At 61.9% G+C, this 18010-nt stretch carries 19 protein-coding genes; 10 read left to right on the top strand and 9 right to left on the bottom strand.

Annotation, left to right across the window (positions count from 1 at the left end; genetic code table 11):
• The first annotated feature begins 23 nt into the window (after nucleotides 1-23).
• The 8 genes from P9254_RS06155 (at nucleotide 24) to P9254_RS06120 (ending at nucleotide 8336) form a co-directional block, all read left to right on the top strand.
• The gene (locus P9254_RS06155) at nucleotides 24-1043 is read left to right on the top strand and encodes a substrate-binding domain-containing protein (RefSeq protein ID WP_278054398.1); all 1020 of its coding nucleotides are present in this window, start codon (nucleotides 24-26) and stop codon (nucleotides 1041-1043) included.
• A 99-nt stretch (nucleotides 1044-1142) separates the two neighbouring features.
• Nucleotides 1143-2357, top strand: a complete 1215-nt coding sequence (locus P9254_RS06150) for a cytochrome P450 (protein ID WP_278054396.1) — start codon at nucleotides 1143-1145, stop codon at nucleotides 2355-2357.
• A 2-nt stretch (nucleotides 2358-2359) separates the two neighbouring features.
• Nucleotides 2360-3175 carry an MBL fold metallo-hydrolase gene (locus P9254_RS06145; protein WP_278054395.1) on the top strand — a complete coding sequence of 272 codons (816 nt, stop codon included), beginning with the start codon at nucleotides 2360-2362 and terminating at the stop codon, nucleotides 3173-3175.
• A gap of 77 nt (nucleotides 3176-3252) precedes the next feature.
• On the top strand, nucleotides 3253-4194 hold the full coding sequence (locus tag P9254_RS06140; RefSeq protein WP_278103873.1) for a zinc-binding dehydrogenase: 942 nt from the start codon (nucleotides 3253-3255) through the stop codon (nucleotides 4192-4194).
• The gene (locus tag P9254_RS06135; RefSeq protein WP_278054392.1) at nucleotides 4191-5045 is read left to right on the top strand and encodes a fumarylacetoacetate hydrolase family protein; all 855 of its coding nucleotides are present in this window, start codon (nucleotides 4191-4193) and stop codon (nucleotides 5043-5045) included. Before P9254_RS06140 ends, P9254_RS06135 begins: the two co-directional genes overlap by 4 nt.
• Nucleotides 5046-5050: 5 nt before the next feature.
• A complete protein-coding gene (locus P9254_RS06130) occupies nucleotides 5051-6118 on the top strand; it encodes a Gfo/Idh/MocA family protein (protein WP_278054391.1) in 1068 nt (355 codons plus the stop codon).
• Complete coding sequence (locus P9254_RS06125; protein ID WP_278053405.1) at nucleotides 6115-6453, top strand: putative quinol monooxygenase; 339 nt, start codon at nucleotides 6115-6117, stop codon at nucleotides 6451-6453. Before P9254_RS06130 ends, P9254_RS06125 begins: the two co-directional genes overlap by 4 nt.
• A 338-nt stretch (nucleotides 6454-6791) precedes the next feature.
• Nucleotides 6792-8336 carry a hypothetical protein gene (locus tag P9254_RS06120; protein ID WP_278054390.1) on the top strand — a complete coding sequence of 515 codons (1545 nt, stop codon included), beginning with the start codon at nucleotides 6792-6794 and terminating at the stop codon, nucleotides 8334-8336.
• Between the two features lie 194 nt (nucleotides 8337-8530).
• Here the strand turns inward: P9254_RS06120 and P9254_RS06115 are convergent, their stop codons facing one another.
• From P9254_RS06115 to P9254_RS06095, 5 genes are all read right to left on the bottom strand, one after another.
• A complete protein-coding gene (locus P9254_RS06115; protein WP_278054389.1) occupies nucleotides 8531-9901 on the bottom strand; it encodes a TRAP transporter large permease in 1371 nt (456 codons plus the stop codon).
• A gap of 3 nt (nucleotides 9902-9904) precedes the next feature.
• Entirely contained in the window at nucleotides 9905-11005 is a 1101-nt protein-coding gene (locus P9254_RS06110; RefSeq protein WP_067320504.1) for a TRAP transporter small permease subunit, read from the bottom strand.
• A gap of 60 nt (nucleotides 11006-11065) precedes the next feature.
• On the bottom strand, nucleotides 11066-12184 hold the full coding sequence (dctP, locus tag P9254_RS06105) for a TRAP transporter substrate-binding protein DctP (protein WP_066994776.1): 1119 nt from the start codon (nucleotides 12182-12184) through the stop codon (nucleotides 11066-11068).
• Nucleotides 12185-12235: 51 nt separating this feature from the next.
• A complete protein-coding gene (locus P9254_RS06100) occupies nucleotides 12236-12610 on the bottom strand; it encodes a hypothetical protein (RefSeq protein ID WP_127323781.1) in 375 nt (124 codons plus the stop codon).
• Nucleotides 12611-12823: 213 nt separating this feature from the next.
• Nucleotides 12824-13396: a DUF1003 domain-containing protein gene (locus P9254_RS06095; protein WP_095827618.1), complete on the bottom strand. Its 573-nt coding sequence runs from the start codon at nucleotides 13394-13396 to the stop codon at nucleotides 12824-12826.
• A 182-nt stretch (nucleotides 13397-13578) separates the two neighbouring features.
• Here P9254_RS06095 and P9254_RS06090 point away from each other — a divergent pair, with 182 nt between their 5' ends.
• Entirely contained in the window at nucleotides 13579-14211 is a 633-nt protein-coding gene (locus P9254_RS06090) for a hypothetical protein (protein ID WP_095826171.1), read from the top strand.
• 256 nt (nucleotides 14212-14467) lie between these two features.
• Entirely contained in the window at nucleotides 14468-15442 is a 975-nt protein-coding gene (locus tag P9254_RS06085; protein ID WP_095826172.1) for a nucleoside hydrolase, read from the top strand.
• A 160-nt stretch (nucleotides 15443-15602) separates the two neighbouring features.
• Here P9254_RS06085 and P9254_RS06080 read toward each other — a convergent pair whose 3' ends face one another.
• Genes P9254_RS06080 through P9254_RS06065 form a run of 4 tightly spaced genes read right to left on the bottom strand, consistent with a single transcriptional unit; the run spans nucleotide 15603 to nucleotide 18010 of the window.
• Nucleotides 15603-16502 (bottom strand): hypothetical protein, encoded by a 900-nt coding sequence (locus tag P9254_RS06080; protein ID WP_278054386.1) that lies wholly within the window; start codon nucleotides 16500-16502, stop codon nucleotides 15603-15605.
• Nucleotides 16499-16891, bottom strand: a complete 393-nt coding sequence (locus P9254_RS06075; RefSeq protein ID WP_278054384.1) for a phage holin family protein — start codon at nucleotides 16889-16891, stop codon at nucleotides 16499-16501. The genes P9254_RS06080 and P9254_RS06075 overlap by 4 nt, the downstream gene beginning before the upstream one ends.
• The gene (locus P9254_RS06070; RefSeq protein WP_245322510.1) at nucleotides 16888-17715 is read right to left on the bottom strand and encodes a hypothetical protein; all 828 of its coding nucleotides are present in this window, start codon (nucleotides 17713-17715) and stop codon (nucleotides 16888-16890) included. Before P9254_RS06070 ends, P9254_RS06075 begins: the two co-directional genes overlap by 4 nt.
• Nucleotides 17681-18010: a hypothetical protein gene (locus tag P9254_RS06065; protein WP_095827615.1), complete on the bottom strand. Its 330-nt coding sequence runs from the start codon at nucleotides 18008-18010 to the stop codon at nucleotides 17681-17683. Before P9254_RS06065 ends, P9254_RS06070 begins: the two co-directional genes overlap by 35 nt.

Raw genomic sequence — 18010 nt, 5'->3', positions numbered from 1 at the left:
AACCCAATCAGGAGGAAACGGGAATGCGCTTCATGCTGAAATCGACATTGGTCGCCTTGGGGATAACGGCGCTCGCGGCAGCCGTGACGGCACCGGCGCGCGCGCAGGAATCGTCTTTCGGCCCGGCCGACGCGAAGGAAACCTATTACTGGATTTCCAACAAGGCCAACCTGCCGCTCTTCGTGCAATACGACTATGTCGGCATGAAGAAGATCGCCGAGGAGCTCGGCGTCAAGGTGGTTGTGGCCGGCCCGACTGATTTCGACCTGCCAGGCTTCATCGCCGCGGTCGATCAGGTCTGCGCCCAGAAGCCGAACGGCGTGTCCGTGGTGGGCGGCTGGGATCCGTCGCTGACGGAATCGGTCAAGAAGTGCCTGGAGCAGGGCGTCCCCACCGTCGTCGATGACGGCGACCTGCCGGACTCCGGTCGTCTCGCCTATATCGGCACGAACTGGACGCAGGTCGGTGTCGCTCAGGCCAAGAAGATGATGGAGAAGCTGCCCAATGGCGGCAAGCTCGCTATGATGTCGATCATCAACGCTGGTAACATGCGGGAGGCAGTCGCCGGCTTCAAGGCCTATATCGAGGCCAATGGCGGCGGCAAATACAACATCGTCTCCAACGAGGACGACGGCGGCGATGCGCAGAAGGCGGCGCAGGTGACGGCCGCGATCCTCGCTGCCCATCCTGACATCGCCGGCTTAGCGGGCTTCGATTCGGAGTCGGGCGCCGGCATCGTGACCGCGTTGCGTGAGGCCGGCAAGAATCCGGGCGACATCAAGGTGACGGCGATGGAGCAGACGCCGGACTTCTTCAAGACCGCGAAGGAAGGCTGGGTCGACGGCATAGTGGTGCAGAACCGCGAACTGTTCATCTACTACGCGGTCAAGATCCTGCACGACTACAACCACAACGGACTGAAGTCTGCCGGCCTCGGCGCCAGCGACGGTGGTCGCCCGGTTCCGGACACGCTCGACACCGGCGTGCTGCTCGTCACCAAGGACAATGTCGACAAGGTGACGGCCGCGCTCGGCGTCAAGTAATCGACCACCACCCTGAGGGCTCTGCCCTCTCGCCTCTGGCGGTTCATTCCTTGGCCGCCGGAGGCAACATCGAAGCCAGCCAACCCAGAAGTCGCGCCCATGGCCGCAATGGTGACAACGGACGAACCGAGCATCCCGGACGAGGTGGACATCCACGATCCGGCGTTCGTTGCCGATCCATTCGCGGCTTTCGAGCATTTGCGCCGGAAATGTCCGGTAGCACGCTCGAACAAATACGGGGGCTTTTGGTTGCTGAGCCGATACGACGATGTACGGAGCGCCGCAATCAATTGGCGCGACTACACGTCCAGCGTTCCCGGCGTGACGGCCATTCCCGTGATCACGCCGCGGACCGAACCTCAACTGCCGATCGAAATCGATCCGCCCCGGCATTCGCGTTATCGCGCCCTGGTCAACCCGGTCTTCGCGCCGCAGCGAATTGCCGCGATCACACCTCGCGTAAAAATGCTGGCCCGGTCGCTCTTCGAAAAGATGATCGCTGCGGGAAAGGCCGAGGCCGTTGCCGAATTCTGCGTGCCGGTTGCGATCACGTCGCTCGCGGCCTTCACCGACGTGCCGCTGCAAGACTCGGACAAGTGGGTCGGCTGGATCACCAGCATGTTCAACGTGAAGGACCCGAGCGCTGGAGCGGCGGCAAGCCGCGAACTTAACACCTATATCGAGACCCTCATTGCCGCGCGACGCGCCAAGCCTACGGGCGATTTCGTCAGCATGCTGATAGCGGCCGAGATTGACGGCGAAAGGCTCGACGACATTCAGATCCGCTCGTTCATGAGCGTCATGTTCGGCGCGGGTTTCGAGACCACGGCGGACGCCCTTTCGGTCATGCTGCACTGGCTGGCCGGGCATCCGGAGGCGCTGGATCGGCTTGCAAGCGAACCGGAGCTTGTTCCGACCGCGGTGGAGGAGTTCCTGCGCCATTCCTCGCCGATCGAGATTTTCGGCCGCAATGCCTCGCATGATCTGTGCCTGCACGGTCGCGATATAAGGCGGGGCGACATTGTGGCCCTTGGTTTCGGCGCGGCGAACCGGGACCCGTCGGTATTCGATGCGCCGGACGAGATGCGCCTCGATCGCAGTCCCAACAAGCATCTCACCTTCGGAGCCGGCCCGCATCTGTGCGCCGGCGCGGGCGTGGCGCGCATGGAAATGGCGGTGACGCTCGAAACGCTGATCGAGACCGGCGCGAGGCTCGCACCGGGATCGGAGCAAGAGCTTCGCTGGAAGACACGCGGCGACCGGCGCGGGCTCGCTCGCCTGCCGCTCACAATCGACACGAGAAAGACGAACTGAAGATGACGCTTCAACCCACCACCCGCATCCGCTTCCACGGCGTGGCCGCCTACGAGATCGTGACGAGCAACGGGCCGCGCATCCTTTGCGACCCGTTCCTCGACCAAAATCCTGGAGCCGCGACCAAATCCACCGACTTCGACCATGTCGATCTGGTGATCGTCAGCCATGCGGCGTTCGATCATCTCGGCGACACCGACAAGATCGCCGCGACCTACGGCTGTCCGGTTGTCTGCGGCGGCGAGGTGAAGGCCTGGCTGATGGATCGGGGAATCCCGGCCAGCCAGATCCGCGCGACGACCTGGGGCATCCGGGTCAAGGTGGCCGGCATTGAGATCCAGCCGCTGGAGTGCCATCACTGGTCGCAGATCAGGCTGAAGGACAACTCCTTCATCTCCGGCGTGCCGATGGCCTTCATCGTCTATGCCGACGGGCTGCGCTTCTATCACTATGGCGATACCGCCATTTTCTCCGACCTGAAACTGCAGGGCGAACTCTATAAACCCAATGTCGGCTGCATCGGCATCGCCAATCCGCAGGAGATCCTGCATCTCAATCCGATGCCGGGAGAAATGTTGACGGGCGAGATGAGTCCCTATGAAGGTGTGCTGGCGACCCAGTGGCTCGGACTCGAGACTGTCCTGCCGTGCCACTACATCACGCTCGATGGCGACAAGGACGTCGCCGCTTACATGGAACATCACGGCGCGGCCAGGGCTCGCGGCGAGGCCATTGCCGATCCCTATCTGCTGCGGGCCGGCGACTGGATCGAGTTCGATGCCGATGGCAGGGTCGTGCGCCCCGCGAAGGCGGCATGATGCGGGCCGCCATTTTCGACCAACCGCAGTCGATCCGCATCACCGATGCGCCGAAGCCCGTTCCTGGGCCGGGCGAAGTGCTGGTGCGCGTCAGGGCTGCGGGCCTTTGCGCCGGTGATCTCTATATCTATACCGGCAGGAACCCCTATGTGACTTATCCTCGGATCGGCTGTCACGAAATCGCCGGCAGGGTCGAGGCTTACGGGCCAGGAGCGGCCGGTCCGAAGGTCGGGACGCGTGTCGTCGTCGACCCCTTCATCGGTTGCGGCCATTGCTATCCCTGTCGGATCGGCAAACGCAATTGCTGCGCCAATCTCACCATCATCGGGGTGCATCGCGAAGGCGGCTTCGCTGAATTCGTCACCGCGCCCGCGGGCAATCTGAACGTCGTGCCGGAGGGGCTCTCCGACTTTGAGGCGGCGTTCGCCGAGCCCGTCGCGATCGGCGTGCAGGGCTGCCGGCGCGGCATGGTCACGGGCGAGGACACGGTCCTCGTCCTTGGCGCGGGTCCGATCGGGCTGGCGATCGTCGAGGTCGCGCGGGCCCATGGCGCGAAGGTCTATGCCACGGATCTGTCGGCGGAGCGGCTGTCCACCGCCGCCGATCTGGGCGCAATCCCTGTGCTTGGCGGTGAAGGGCTGCTTGAACGGGTGACGGAAATCACGAACGGCGAAGGCATGCCCGTGGTGCTGGAGGCTACGGGGGCGGCGCCGGCGATGGAGCAGACCATCGATCTGGTTGCCGCGGGCGGCCGCGTCGTCATTCTCGGTCTCGTCAAGAAAGGACAAGGCGTCACGCTGCCCGGGCTGGATTTCACCCGCAAGGAGGTCACCATCCTCGGTTCGCGCGCTTCCGTCGATTGCTTTCCCGAGGCCCTCGACCTGCTTGCGTGGGGCAAGATTCATTACCCCAAAATCGCCAGCAGCTTTGCGCTGTCTGAGGCGCCCACCGTCTTCAAAACACTCGCTGACAATCCGATGGCCCTGCACAAGGCCGTCTTCATCCCGGAGGCCGCATGAAATTCGTCGCTTTCTCTCACAAGCAGGCCGGGCATCGCCAGCACGCCGGCATTCTGGACGGCGAGCAGGTCGCCTGCCTGACCGAAGCAGGACTGGCAGCGTCGGTGCTCGAGGTCGTGCAAGGCGGCGGGGCGGCGCTGGAGAAAGTCCGCGCGGGACTTGCCAAAGCGCCGCGCTATGCGCTTGCCGATATTATCCTCGAAGCGCCTATTCGTCCCGGCAAAGTGCTCTGCTCCGGCATCAACTACAAAGGTCATGCCGAGGAAAACCCGAATGCCAAGATGCCGACCGAGCCGTTCTTCTTCGCCAAGCTGCCGTCATCGGTGGTCGGGCCCGATGCGCGGGTCGAAAAGCCGGTCCGGACGGAGCAGATGGATTATGAGGTCGAATTCACGGCCGTGATCGGCAAACCTCTGCACAAGGCTTCCGAGGCGGACGTGATGCCGGCGATCTTCGGCTATACGCTGCTCAACGACATCTCGGCCCGCGACGTCCAATTCAAGGACAACCAGATCACCATCGGCAAGAATTTCGCGGGCTTCGCACCGATCGGCCCATGCATCGTCACCACTGATGAACTGACCAGGCCGGACGACGTGGCGCTCAAGACAAGGCTGAACGGCAAGCTTTTGCAGAACGGCAGCACCTCGGACTGGCTGTTCTCGCTGCCGCGGCTGATATCCTTCCTTTCGCACTACGTGCCGCTGGAACCAGGCGACCTCGTCTCGACCGGAACGCCGGCGGGCGTCGGCGCCTTCCAGAAGCCGCAGATATTCATGAAGGCTGGCGACGTCGTGGAAATCGAGGCCGCCGGCATCGGTGTGCTTAGAACCCCCATCGTGGCCGGATAGAGGGCATGGACCGGTCCCTGCGCATCGGCGTGATCGGCTGCGGCTTCTTCGCGCAGAACCATTTGCATTCCTGGAGCGACCTCGCCGAAAAGGGCGCCCAGCTTGCCGCCGTCTGCGACGTGGATGCCGCCAAGGCGCGCGCGGCCGGCGAGACATTCCGTGTGCCGTATTATTCGGACGCCGCAAAGATGCTCGAGGCCGAGCGCCTCGACGTGGCCGATATCGTGACACGCCACGACACGCACCGGCCGTTGGCGGAAATGGCGCTCGCGCGCGGCCTGGCCACAATCGTGCAGAAGCCCTTCGCATCGACATGGGAAGATTGCATCGCGATCGTCGAAGCTGCGCAGAAGGCAAATGCGTGGCTTGCCGTGCATGAGAACTTTCGGTTTCAGGCGCCGATGCGCGCCGTCCGCAAGGTAATCGACAGCGGCGCGATCGGAACACCGAGCTGGGCAAGGATACGCTTCAGGACCGGCTTCGACGTCTACAAGACCCAGCCCTATTTCTATGACGAGGAGCAGCTCGCGATTGCCGATGTCGGTATCCACATGCTGGACCTGTCCCGCTTCTTCCTCGGCGAGGTCGAGCACATCTCCTGCGAAACACAGAAGCGCAATCCACGCATCCGCGCCGAGGACACGGCGACCATGCTGCTCAGGCATCAAAGCGGCGCGGTGTCGGTCGTGGAATGCACCTACGAGTCGCGCCGATTGCCGGATCATTTCCCTGAAACGCTGCTCGTCATCGAAGGTCCGAGGGGGGCCATTTCGCTCGAAGCCGGTTGCAGCATGACGGTGACCAGCGATGGCGCGACGTGGACCGAAGACGCAAGCTCGCCGCTCCTGTCCTGGACCGCTTATCCCTGGCATGTCGCCCAGCAAGGCGTGATCGGTGCATGCGGCCATTTCCTCGACAGCCTGCAGCGCGGCGTTCCGCCCGAAACCAGCGGTGAGGACAATCTCACGACATACGCGTTGGTCGATGCCGCCTATCGCGCCGCCGGCGAACGGCGCGCGGTCGAACCTAAGCGTTGGAACCCTGGCTTAGCCAATGGCGGAGAGCGGCCATGAGCATTTCGCCTGCCGAAGCGGCCTTTGCCCTCACCGTCGTCTTCGATCTTGTCGAAGGGACCTTTCCCGAATTCTACCGGCTCGTTTCGGAGAACGCGTCTCTGTCGGTGGAACTCGAGCCGGGATGTCTGCGCTTCGATGTGCTGACCCCGTTAGGCACGCAAAAGCCGTCCCAGATATTCCTGTACGAGATCTATCGCGATCGGGCTGCCTTCGACCTGCACCTCGCTTCGGCTCACTATCTGAGCTTCGATGCCAGCACGCGTGACATGGTGAGCCGCAAGACTGTCGTCACCTACCGGGTGGACGAGAATTCCAAGCAGGCGGTGGCATGACCGCCAATGCCGATCTCCTTGCGCTTTACGGCACCGACGAGCCGCTTCCGCAACGGAGGCTTCTTGCCGCCGGACCGCTGACCGCCGTTCTCGAGGACGGCAATCTGCGGACGATCTGTTTTGCCGGCGTGGAGGTGGTTCGGGCGATCAACTATCTTGCGCGCGATGCGTCCTGGGGGACTTACAAGGCCGAACTGTCCAACATGCGCATTTCCGAGGACGGCACGTCGTTCGAGCTTCGCTATGACGGACTCTGCGCCGGCCCGCAGGGACGTTTCGCCTATCGCATGAAGATTCGTGGCGACGCTTCGGGCGAGCTGACCTTGCAAGCGGATGGCGTGGCGCTCACCGATTTTCCCACCAACCGCACCGGTTTCGTGGTGCTTCATCCTTCAGAGGCGGCGGGCAAAAGGTTGACCATCCGGCATAGCGACGGAAGCATCGAGGAGACGACATTTCCCAAATTGATCAGCCCGGACCAGCCTGCCTTCGACATTTCAGCGCTGACGCACGAGCCAGCACCCGGCCTGGTCTGCGCCGTCGCCATGGAAGGCGATGCCTTCGAGATGGAGGACCAGCGCAACTGGACGGACGCCTCGTTCAAGACTTATGTGCGGCCGCTCTCAAAGCCCCGACCTTATGTCATCGGCAAAGGTGTGAAGGACATACAGCGCGTCACGGTTTCCGTGCGCGCCGAGACATCGGCGCCTGGACCGGCTATCAGCAGTCCAGCAACCCTGACCCTTGGCGGACCTGCCGGGCGGATCCCGTCGATAGCGCTGTTCGTCGATCCCGACCAACTGCCGGCAGCCATCGCCGGCGCGGCTTCGCTTGGCCCGGTGCCGGAGATCATACTGCGCTTCGACAGCGCGCGCGGGCATGATCAACGCGTGCTGGAAAAGGCAGCCGAGCTTGCGAGCGCGCTTGGCGCCCGGCTGGCGGTCGAGGCGATCTTTGATGCGATCCACCCCGGGGCCGAGGCCCAGGCCCTCATGGTTCGCTTGGCGGGCGTCGAACCGAGCGCCATTCTGGTTTCACCACGGCGCGAATTCAAGACACGCCCCTCACACCATTTGCCCAACGGTGAGCGACCGATTGACGAGATCGTGCAGGCATTGCGGGCTGTCGGTCTCGCTTGCCCGATTGGGGCTGGTACGCCCTCCCTATTCACCGAATTCAACCGCAACCCGCCGACCGGCAATGCGGATTTCGTCTTCTTCGGCAACAGCGCCATCGTGCATGCCGCCGATGAGCAGTCGGTCATGGAAACCCTGACCGTTTATCCTGCAGTCATGGAGACAGCACGCCAATTGTGTCCCGGAAAGCCGATCTGGCTTGGGCCTTGCACGATCGGCTTGCGGCACAATCCCTATGGGGAGGCGGTCGCAGCCAATCCCCGAAATAACCGGGTGCCCGCCGCCGGCACCGACCCGCGTCAGCGGGCATTGTTCGGTGCCGCCTTTGCCGTCGGCGTCGCGGCCCGGGCCGCTGAGACAGCCGCTGCGCGGTTGATATTGGCAGCACCGACTGGCCCCTTCGGTCTCTTGAACGAGGACGGCTCCCGACGACCTTTGCAAGCCGTCCATGCCCAAATCGCTGAGGCCGCCGGCGTCGAACGCTATCGGATTTCGAGTGATTGGCCAGGCGTGGCAGCAATTGCCTTTCGTCGCGGCAACACGATCCGCGTGCTGGCGGCCAACCTGACCCCCGTGCCGATCGACATAGCGCTATCCTCGGATGCTAAACTGCTTTGCGTTGCAGGTGAGGACACGAAGCCGGCGAAGTCCCCGCTGACCGCCCATACATTGGGGCCGTACAACTCTGTCGCTCTTCAGTTTGTCCAAACACCAAGTCGACCAGACGGCAGGCCCAGGAAAAGCTGAACGTCAAGATACGCAATCCAAAGCGGGATGTCTCGTCTCCCAGCTATTTGCGTGGGCGGGATGATGGCGCCCGGCAGGAGCATGGAGTGCGCGGACAGGCCTCAAGATCAGCAGCTTCTGCAGGCGAGCGGCGCCTCTGAAGCGCTGAACCTTCGATTGTTGAGTCGGCGTCGAACCGCCAAAGACGTGTGCGGTCAACCGCCTCCGTACATGAGCTTCGGCAGCCAAATGACGATCGAGGGGAACACGATGCACAACCCTACTCCGATTGCCTGCAGGAATAAGAAGGGAACGGCGGATCGGAAGATCGTCGCCATCGATATCTCCGGTGGCGCGACACTCTTCAAATAAAACAGTGAATAGCCGAACGGTGGGCTCAGGAACGCCATCTGCATGTTGACCATGAAAATGACGCCATACCACAGCGGCACGTCTTCAGGAGCCACACCGGCTAAGCCGAACGTACCGCCGAATTCGAGGGACTTAAGGATGGGCAGAAATATCGGTACGGTGAGAAGGAGAATGCCCACCCAGTCCAGAAACATGCCCAGGACGAACAGGATGATCATCATCAGAACAAGAATGCCGTAAGGCGCGAATCCAGTTCCGAGAATGGATTCGGCGACGAAGTTCTGCCCGCCCTTCAGGATGAAGAAGCCGACGAACATGGTGGCTCCGAAGAATATCCACATCACCATCGCAGTCGCCTTGAGGGTCGCCACGCCGGCTTCCCGGATCGTGTCCCAGGTCAGGCGGCGATGGGCGGCGCAGACGATGAAAGCACCGAATGTGCCGATGCCGGCGGCTTCAACAGGCGTTGCTATGCCAAGGAAGATGACCCCGAGCACAAGCAGGATGAGCAGAATGGGCATGAACGTGCGGCGCAGAAGCCTCAGCTTCTGCCCAAAGCCGATGCGCTCGCTCGGCGGCAAAGCCGGGCCGAGCTTGGGGTTGATGTAGCAGCGCGCCGTGACGTAGACGACATACATCCCCGACAGCAGCAGCCCTGGGAATACCGACCCGATCAAAAGCTCGCCTAACGACTGTTGCGCGACGACGGCGTAGACGATCGCCATCACCGAAGGCGGTATGAGGATGCCAAGCGTTCCTCCGGCGAGCAGCGAGCCGCAGGCGAGCTTTGCGTCGTAGTTGCGGCGGAGCATCGCTGGCAGAGCGATCATGCCCATTGTCACTTCCGTCGCACCGACGACCCCAACCATTGCTGCGAGCAGGGTGCACGAGATTATGGTGGCCGAGGCAAGTCCGCCTTTCAGCCCACCCAGCCATTTATAGACGACGTCAAACAGCTCCTCGATGATGCCCGCTTTCTGAAGGATCGCGGCCATGAAGATAAAAAGCGGCACCGCCGAGAGCTGATAATCCGTCATGAAGGGAAAAATCCGCGACGGCAGCATGTTCAGCATGGCCGCATTACCGAATAAGAAGAGGAAGAGAATGGCGAGGCTGCCCGTGCAGAAGGCCATTGGCAGCCCGAGCAATAAAAGAACGCCCAGTCCGCCGAACATGAGGATGCTCAGCCACAGGATTGGAAGCTCGAGACCCATGGCTTAGCGGAGCCTTCTTGTTGCGGTCGCGATGTCACGCATCAGGCGAGACACGCCTTGAAGCAGCAGCAGCGCGGCGCCAACAGGAATCGCCAGCTTCACCGGCCAATATTGAATACCCCACTCGGTGAAAGAACTCTCGCCCACCGCCATCGCGTCGCTGGCAAAACGCCAGCCGGCAACGAGCATTGTACCCACGAACAGGAAAAAGAATGCCGAGGTGATGATATCGCAGATCGCCCGGCCACGTTCGGAGAGGTGGCTGTACACGATGTCGACCCTGACATGGGTCTCATCGCGATAGGCATAGGCCCCAGCCAGCATGTATTGCATACCGAACATCAGAAACATGCTCTCGTGCACCCAGTTGGTCGGGGAGTTGAAAACGAAGCGGGCGACCACCTCGTAATAGTACGCCATGACCGCGAGGACCGACCAATAGGCGACGAACTCGCCTGTCACTCTTACAAGCCAGTCGACCGGCCTAAATGGCGCAAGAGGCTGTTTGACGGGCGTCGCGGGCACATCGACGACGATCTCATGGTGGGTTGCGGCGCGCCCAGTCTCACGGGCGCGGGCGCGCCGCACAAGACCGGGTATGAGAAGGGCGTCGCCGACAATAATGAGACCGAGCAGAAGTCCCGCAATCCGGCTGATGCTGCTGTCCCACTCGAGCCCGTGAACGGCCGCCGTCAGATTGTTGCGCGCCGCCGCGGCCTCAGCCTCAGCTTTTGCAAGTCGATCGGCAGCCCCCTGCTTGTTGGCTGCCGTATCTGCCTTGGCACGCGGCAACAGTCTCTCGGCGTGCTCGCTCTGGGATCGCGCGAGTGAAACTGCCTCGCGTCCATCGCGCACCTGGGTGCTTGTCCAAAGTACCGCGATGAAGAACGGGATAAAAATGAATCCCCACCTGCTCTTCAGATAGAAGCGGTGCATGCCGAGGAACCCGGCTGTGACCAGGAACAGATAGGCAAGAAACAGGTTTGGACGGCCGGGATCACGCTGTGCCCGTTCTCGATGGACAAAGTGAACGGCGGCCAGCGGAAAGACCGCGAGGGTTAACCAGTAGAGCCAGTGCGGCAGCACAAATGTTAGGGAAGGCATCGGCGAACGCCTGCTGCAGGAGCGAGCGCCCGTCCGGCTCAGGACGGGCGAAAAGAGGGTTCACAGGTTGATGGTCAGCCCCTGGTACATGTCCGGAGTGACATAACCGACTGTCGGGTTCTCCATGACCTCGAGCTGCAACTTGAAGATGCGCGCTGCGTCCTTGTCCTTGTTGGCCCACTCGAACCAGATGGGCACCGCGATTTCCTGGAACTTCTGGAGGTCCTCCGGTCCAAGCCGATTGATTTCAATGCCGGCATCCAGGAATTTTTGCCAAGCCTCCATGTCGGCTTTCTGGATCGAGCCGAAATGGGCATTGGAATAGACTTGGATCTCGTCTTCCACGAACTTCTTGAGGTTGTCCGGGAGTTGGTTCCAGACATTCATGTTGACGGCAAAGTCCATCAGGTCGACGGGCTGGTATACGGACATCAGACCGGCTGGACCCATGGAAATGTACTTGGTCACCTGCTGGAAACCGAGGGCCCAGTTTACGGCCGGACCGGTGTAGTCGGCGGCATCGATCGTGCCCTTTTCCAGCGCGGAGAACACCTCGCCGCCCGGCAGCAACGTCGTCTTGGCACCGGCTTTCGCGAAGGTTTCGGCGATCATGCCGCCCGGTACGCGCAGTTTCAGATCCCTAAAATCTTCGATTGAGCGGATCGGTGTCTTTGAGTGGATGATGTTCGGGCCGTGATGAATGCGGTTGACGTAGTAAAGGCCTTGTTTCGCATAAAGGTCGCGCGCGGCCTGCAGACCACCTTTTGAATAGAAAAAGATATCCCATTCGTGCGGATAGCGTAGCCCCAACGTGTAAGAGGACAGGAACGCCGTAGCGGGAAGCTTGCCGGCCCAATAAAGTGAAAACGAGTTCATCGCTTCCAGAACGCCGTTCTTCACCCCGTCGAGGAGTTCGAAGTCACCAACGATATCCTTTGCCTTGAACGGCTGAAATTCGAGTTGGCCTCCGGTTTTTTCCTTGATGGTGCCACACCAGTTTTGGAAGGTTTCAAGTCCGACACCCGCCGGCCACGAGGTTTGGATTTTCCAGGTGATTGCGTCTGCGGCTCCGGCCCTTCGAACCCAGGGCGCGGTGACCGCCGTCGCCGTTAGCCCAGCGACAAGTCCACTCGTCTTCAGAAACTTTCGCCTTGATTGGGAACGCGTTTCTCCGTCCATTGCTTTCCTCCCTGTTCGGCAAGCGGGCAAATGATGGGCCCGTCGCCGGTCTCAAATCGCAAAATCAATGACGCAAAGGATGTCCCGTTCTTGTGGGACCAGAGCTGCCTCCTTTTTCGCAGTCGTTTCCAGCCGGATGCCAACGCCATAAACGATAGCGACAGGGACCGGCGCAGCCTGTAAATAACATAACGCGGCGCAATCATTTTCAACCACTGCGCGCCCGATCCATAGTATGCCTGTGCGGCTGTAATAAATCCATTGGTGAGTCACGCCCAATGACGCGCTCGGGGCGTCGATCTGATGCTTCAGAATTGGGATTGGGGTAAGAGCCATCGGCTCGTACTGAGCGAGTCCTTGCAGGCCCGCGAGGTCAGTCAGATGTAGGACGCGCGAGTTGCTGGTGATGAGCTGTTCGACACGCAATGCTGAATTGCGCGATTGAGATGGGGCACACTCAGTCCGAGCGCGTCCGCCAAGACTTCCCCATGCGGTATAAACCAGCTCTGGCAAATGGCGTTCGGGCGTCTCCCAGCTATTTGCGCAGGCGGGATGATGGCGGCGCCCGGCGGGAGCATGGAGTGCGTGATAGGCCTCAAGATCAGCAGCTTCTGCGGGCGTCCCCTGGATACGGATCGGTCAGTCGACCGTCGCTTGACCCGTTGCCTCCTTAATCTTGTCCAAGACCGCTTCAGGCGCCACGTCGCGCTTCAGCTCCTTCAACTCATTGTCTGCTTCCGTCGGAACATCCAGGCGCTTCGCGATCTCCTCGACCAGTTTGATGAGCTTGGTCGTCTCATGCTCGTTGAGCAGGCTCACCTGCAGATCGAGGTCTGCCCGCGCATCATCCTGGGCGGCCATGCGGTTCTGGTTGATCAGTACGAACGTTGAGAGAAAGATCGCCTCGACCGAGGCGAACATGGCCAGAATAACCAGAGAAGGATCCCAGGGTTTTATAAAGTTCACGATCCCGAAATTTAGGCCGATCCAGGCGCCAAAGAAGACGAGGTGGATGTAGACGAACATCATGCTGCCGGCAAACCTGCTGATTGCCGCCGCCGCGCGCTGCTCCAGCGATGCTGCCTTGGCATCGCGCTTCCGCCTCTCGACCAGTGCCTCGATGTTCCGCGCCAGGGCAGGGGCGAGCCCTTCCGCTGCCGGCGTGGTCGGAGTGGCGTAGCCCTGGTCCTCTGGAGCGGCTTTGGGATTCATTGTTGTCTCTCCCGTCTAGGCAGCCTAACTCGCTATTTGGCAATTCGCTCCATTTCACCGCTGTCCAGAGTGCCGAACGAGCGTCTTGTCCGGCGATCCTGCCCGATGCAACAGCGGTTGCTGCAGACCGGTGCAGGCTCGCTTCGCGTTGAGTTCGCAGGGCAGGACTCCTACTTAAAGGGATGCCCGCGAGCAGAAAAATCGATTCGACTGCACGGCTGGTTGCAGAGTGGCCGCTATCCCCGGCGGCGACGCTTGGATCGTCGGTGCGGGCGAGGGGCATTTTTCTTGAAATGCGCGCTCGCCTTCCGACGGACTTGAGAAGCCTGCTCCATAGCGAGTCCCGGGTGCTTACCTTGCGTCTGCCGGAGGGCTCCCATGCCAATGTTGAGGCCGCATCGGCGATCGTGTCCAAAGCCATGCAGGACATCGAAGACCTGCCCGTCATGCCTCGCGAGGTCGAGGACATTCTGACGATCTCGGCGGGCGAGCGTCACCGCTGGCTCAAGGCCGGCCGCTTGCAGAGCGCCGGGACGCGGACGGTGAAACTGCGTGGCCGCGCGAGGAAGATCACCTTCCACGTTTTTGATCCGCGCCTGATCGAGGATGTGCTCGACCGTGACCTTGTAGCGGTCTGGCGCGAGGAAGACGCTGCGAGAGCCGCCGAGAACCGACGCCGAGCCGCTGCAAAGGCGGCGCTCAAGCGCTCGCAAAAGAGCCGCGGCGCGGCCGCAACCGACGACAGCCAAAGCGAGGCAGTCCACTCCAACCTGCGCGGCTGGGAAGACTTCGAGCGCAACGGGCTCCTCCGCTGAGGTAGGGAGCGCCGTGTCATCTTTTGGGCGGACCGCAGCGCCCTTTGAGGACAGCGATGTCGGCCTCGCGGTCCCCACCGGGCGGCGAGGAGACCGGCGCGCCGACGAGAAACGCGCCAAGCGCGTCACCCGGCGACATATTCACGATACCCTTCGGTGGTGACACTCGGAGCCACGATTCTGTCGGCCTCGCCTCTCGAAGAAGGCTGGCTAAGATAATTGGCGGCAGTGTGGGAAAGAGCGTGACCATAGAGACATGACAAAGCAGAGAATTCTTTTTGATACCGATCCTGGCGTAGATGATGCCCTCGCGCTGCTTTACCTGCACCGTCATCCGAACATCGAACTGCTCGGCATCACAACTGTCTTCGGCAACGCATCGATATCGGTTACAACGCGCAATGCCAGATTCCTCGCCGAGGCTTGGGGGATCAAAGCGCCCGTTCACGCCGGTGCTTCCGTTCCGCTAAACTGGTCCGGGGCGCCGCACCCCTATCCTGTCCATGTTCATGGCGCGAACGGGCTGGGGGATTATCCTATTGCCCAGGAAGCGCGGGAGGAGAAGGACACTGCCGCGCGATTCATCGTCGATACCGTCCGGCAGAATCCGCGTCAGGTGCGGTTGCTTGCTGTCGGAGGCCTGACCAACTTGGCGCGGGCACTGGAGGCCGATCCGGCGATAGCAGATCTGGTGCAGGACGTCGTCGTCATGGGTGGCGCGTTCGAAGTCCCTGGCAATGTGTCGCCCGTTGCCGAGGCCAATATCTATGCAGATCCGAAGGCAGCCGATCGAGTGTTTGCAGCCTCGTGGAAAGTGACCGCGGTTCCGCTCAATCTCACAAATCGAACGGTGATGACGCGACAGGATCTCGCCGCGGCCTCGGAAGGTGCCGATGCCGCCATGCAAATGGTAGCCGCACTGTCCCAAGGCTACATCGACTTCTACCTGCAATGGGGCGAAGCGGGTATGCTTGTGCACGACTGCAGCGCCGCAGTCTACCTGACCGACCCGCACTTATTCGCCACCCGATCCGGTTCGATCGTCGTATTGGAGGACGGCCCGGCGGCAGGTATGACCGTGCAGAGACTGGGCGCCGCCAGTTATTCACCGAACAAATGGGATCAACGTCCAATGCAGTCGGTGTGCGTTGGTGGCGATGCTGCAGGAATCTTGGCGAGGATTTACGCTGTCTGCAGGGGAAGTTTCGCGGAGCCATCCCCAAAAAGCTAAAATGGCTCGCTCCGGCGAGAGAGCCGCGATGGCGCGCCCGAGCCTGTGGCGCGGCTTCTACCCACAGCCATCCAACGGGTCGGGCTCGAATGGTTCACCAGACGTGCCCGACCCGAAATGGTCCTCGAACGCGATTGCAAACCGATCCGGTCTGTTCAGATCAGGACTTGTTCGTTGTCGACGGTTCGGTATCGGACAGCCTCCGGTGCACCGCCTGATCGGCTTTGTCGGCAGCGGACTTGACGACATCGCTGACCTTGTCAGCGAGCGTGCCTTCACTCGACGCCTGCCGTCCTGCTTCCTCGCTGGCCGCCTGGTAGGCTTCGGCTGCAACCTGCTTCACCTGGTCGACGCCCTTCTCGAGCGCGTCCTCGGCCCTTTCGCGAAGCTGTTCGCGATAGCCGCCGAGCCGCTCGTCTTCGAGTTGCGTGTGGGGCAGCATCGCGCCGATCGCCGCTCCGATCGCGAGACCGACAGCAGCAACTGCCAGAGGCTGATCCTCCATCAACTGCTGCGCGGAACGAGTGGCCCTCGTCGCCATGTCGGCGGTGGCTGTCGCCGAGTTCGTCAGCGTCTCCGCCGCGCCGCTTGCCATGCCAGATACGCTGCCGGCTGCGCTGCTGGCCATGTCAGACATGGTGCCGGCCGCACTGCTGGCCATTCCCGAGACAGTGCCGGCCGCACCGCTGGCCATGTCGCCGACAGAGGCATAGGTGTCCGAAGTCATGGCTCCGGTTCCCGCCGTGGGTGTGCCGTCATGCCCGTCGGAACCGCGACGGGTCGCGTAGCCGGGCGCGGCGGTTGCGGCGGAAGCGCCGCTGCCCAGCATCAGCCAGGCCAGACCGGCGCCGATTACAGTCAGTGGCAGAGGATTGTCTCGCACCTGAGCCTTCAGGTTGTGGAGCATGTCGGAGCCTGCGCCGCCGCTGAAAATACCGGTGAACTCATCGAAGAGCTGGCCGGGCGTCATCTTGCCTCGAATGGACTCGGCGGTCGCTACCACCCTTGCTCGCGTGGCCTCGGCTTCGCGTTCGAGTTCGGCTGCGGATTTGTCGCTCATCTCGCTTGTTCCTTGATTACGTTCGCGTCACGCTTCAGTTGCTCCTGCGTACGGTCCGGCGCGAGCTCGGAGGGCGACATGCTCACCATGCCGGTCCGCAGGAGGATGACACCCAGCACGGCAACGACCACTCCGACGAGCAAGGCGGACCAGCCGGCGCCCAGGCCGAGGCGGGTCAGGGCAATGACGAGCGCTTGCAGCAGCACTATCAGCGCGGCGAGAAGACATACCGCGCCGCCCAGAACCCCGACGGCGCCGGCCTCCGCTTTAGTCACGCTCTCGGATAGCTCCGCCCGCAGGAGTCTGGCCTCCGTTTGCACCAGCGTGCTCACCTGCTGTGCCAGATCGGCGACCAGAGTGCCGAGGCTTTGGTTGTCTTGAGTGTTCATTTCTTTAGCTCCGCTGCCTTCCTGGGAGCGCCGCCGTCGACGCCCCAATTGGTCGTCGCGTCATCCCATGGCTCGCTCGCCTGCGCACCAGTCTGCCTGCTCGTTTCCCTACCAGTCTTCCGTGGCGTCGCTGCGCTCTGCCCCGCGCGGCGTGTTTCCGGGGGAGAAGCCTTTATGAACCGTCCGAGCGCCAGTCCTGCCAGCACCGAACCAGCGATCAGAGTGCCGGGATTTTGGCGGCCGAAGTTCTGAATTTCCTCAAGCACCTCGCCGAAGGGCTTCTGCTTCAACGAGGAGGACAGCCTCTCCAGTCCGCCTGCCGCATCCCGCATGAAATTCGACGCCGAGCTCTGGTCGCTGTTTGCCAGATGGTCGCTTGCCGCACGCAGAGCGCCGCCGAATGCCGCCAGGCTCGATCCGATGTCGCGCTGCGTTTCCTCGGCCCTCTCCGACAGGACCTCCTGTGCTTCCGACGCATAGTCGACTGCCCTGCGAGCGACCTCGTCGCGGGCATCGTGGAGCGCTTCGCCGGCGCTTTGGGTTTCTTTCTTAACTCGATCGGAAACTTCGGTCTTCGCCTTGGCGAAGTCGGCCGGCTCGCGGCCCTGATTATTTTCGCGCTGCATGACGCCTCCTAGTGAAAGCCGAGAAAGGAGAGTATCGCGAGCACAACCACGATGAGACCGATAAGATAGATGACACTGTTCATGGCGCAGGCTCCTCCTTGCCTGTTCCAACTTCGCGCTGGCCGCGATGTTCCCTTTCGCGACCAGGATTTTTTGTAAGTAGCTACTTACCCCGATCGGCGCCTCCGAAGCCGGCAAGCTCGTCATCCGAACAGAGCAGCCGCGGCTGCGCCGGATCGGAGATATCGAGCTTGTCCCAAGGTATGCGGTAGAGGCCCTCGCGGCAGCGCAGCGCGAAAAAGTCGAGCAATGCGGTGCCGATGGCCGAGGCCGACAGGCGTTCAAAAGCTGCGAAGATGCCGACATGGAATTCGGTGACGACGAGGTCGTCGCCGTCCTGCTCGGCGATGACCTCCTCGATATGGCCGATGCTCCTGCCGCCCTGCGTGAGAACGCGCCGGCCAGCCAGATGCTCGAGATTCACATTTGCCAT

This window comes from Mesorhizobium sp. WSM4983 (genome assembly GCF_029625765.1).
Taxonomy (GTDB): Bacteria; Pseudomonadota; Alphaproteobacteria; order Rhizobiales; family Rhizobiaceae; genus Mesorhizobium.
The sequence above is the reverse complement of the archived record's forward strand: the minus strand, read 5'-3'. Positions and strand labels throughout refer to the sequence as shown.

What these genes read in the sequence shown, in the direction of transcription:
- P9254_RS06155 (WP_278054398.1), top strand. Translation starts at nt 24, where the DNA reads ATGCGCTTCATGCTGAAATCGACATTGGTCGCCTTGGGGATAACGGCG.
- P9254_RS06150 (WP_278054396.1), top strand. Translation starts at nt 1,143, where the DNA reads ATGGCCGCAATGGTGACAACGGACGAACCGAGCATCCCGGACGAGGTG.
- P9254_RS06145 (WP_278054395.1), top strand. Translation starts at nt 2,360, where the DNA reads ATGACGCTTCAACCCACCACCCGCATCCGCTTCCACGGCGTGGCCGCC.
- P9254_RS06135 (WP_278054392.1), top strand. Translation starts at nt 4,191, where the DNA reads ATGAAATTCGTCGCTTTCTCTCACAAGCAGGCCGGGCATCGCCAGCAC.
- P9254_RS06130 (WP_278054391.1), top strand. Translation starts at nt 5,051, where the DNA reads ATGGACCGGTCCCTGCGCATCGGCGTGATCGGCTGCGGCTTCTTCGCG.
- P9254_RS06125 (WP_278053405.1), top strand. Translation starts at nt 6,115, where the DNA reads ATGAGCATTTCGCCTGCCGAAGCGGCCTTTGCCCTCACCGTCGTCTTC.
- P9254_RS06115 (WP_278054389.1), bottom strand. Translation starts at nt 9,901, where the DNA reads ATGGGTCTCGAGCTTCCAATCCTGTGGCTGAGCATCCTCATGTTCGGC.
- P9254_RS06110 (WP_067320504.1), bottom strand. Translation starts at nt 11,005, where the DNA reads ATGCCTTCCCTAACATTTGTGCTGCCGCACTGGCTCTACTGGTTAACC.
- dctP (WP_066994776.1), bottom strand. Translation starts at nt 12,184, where the DNA reads ATGGACGGAGAAACGCGTTCCCAATCAAGGCGAAAGTTTCTGAAGACG.
- P9254_RS06095 (WP_095827618.1), bottom strand. Translation starts at nt 13,396, where the DNA reads ATGAATCCCAAAGCCGCTCCAGAGGACCAGGGCTACGCCACTCCGACC.
- P9254_RS06090 (WP_095826171.1), top strand. Translation starts at nt 13,579, where the DNA reads ATGCCCGCGAGCAGAAAAATCGATTCGACTGCACGGCTGGTTGCAGAG.
- P9254_RS06085 (WP_095826172.1), top strand. Translation starts at nt 14,468, where the DNA reads ATGACAAAGCAGAGAATTCTTTTTGATACCGATCCTGGCGTAGATGAT.
- P9254_RS06080 (WP_278054386.1), bottom strand. Translation starts at nt 16,502, where the DNA reads ATGAGCGACAAATCCGCAGCCGAACTCGAACGCGAAGCCGAGGCCACG.
- P9254_RS06075 (WP_278054384.1), bottom strand. Translation starts at nt 16,891, where the DNA reads ATGAACACTCAAGACAACCAAAGCCTCGGCACTCTGGTCGCCGATCTG.
- P9254_RS06065 (WP_095827615.1), bottom strand. Translation starts at nt 18,010, where the DNA reads ATGGCAAATGTGAATCTCGAGCATCTGGCTGGCCGGCGCGTTCTCACG.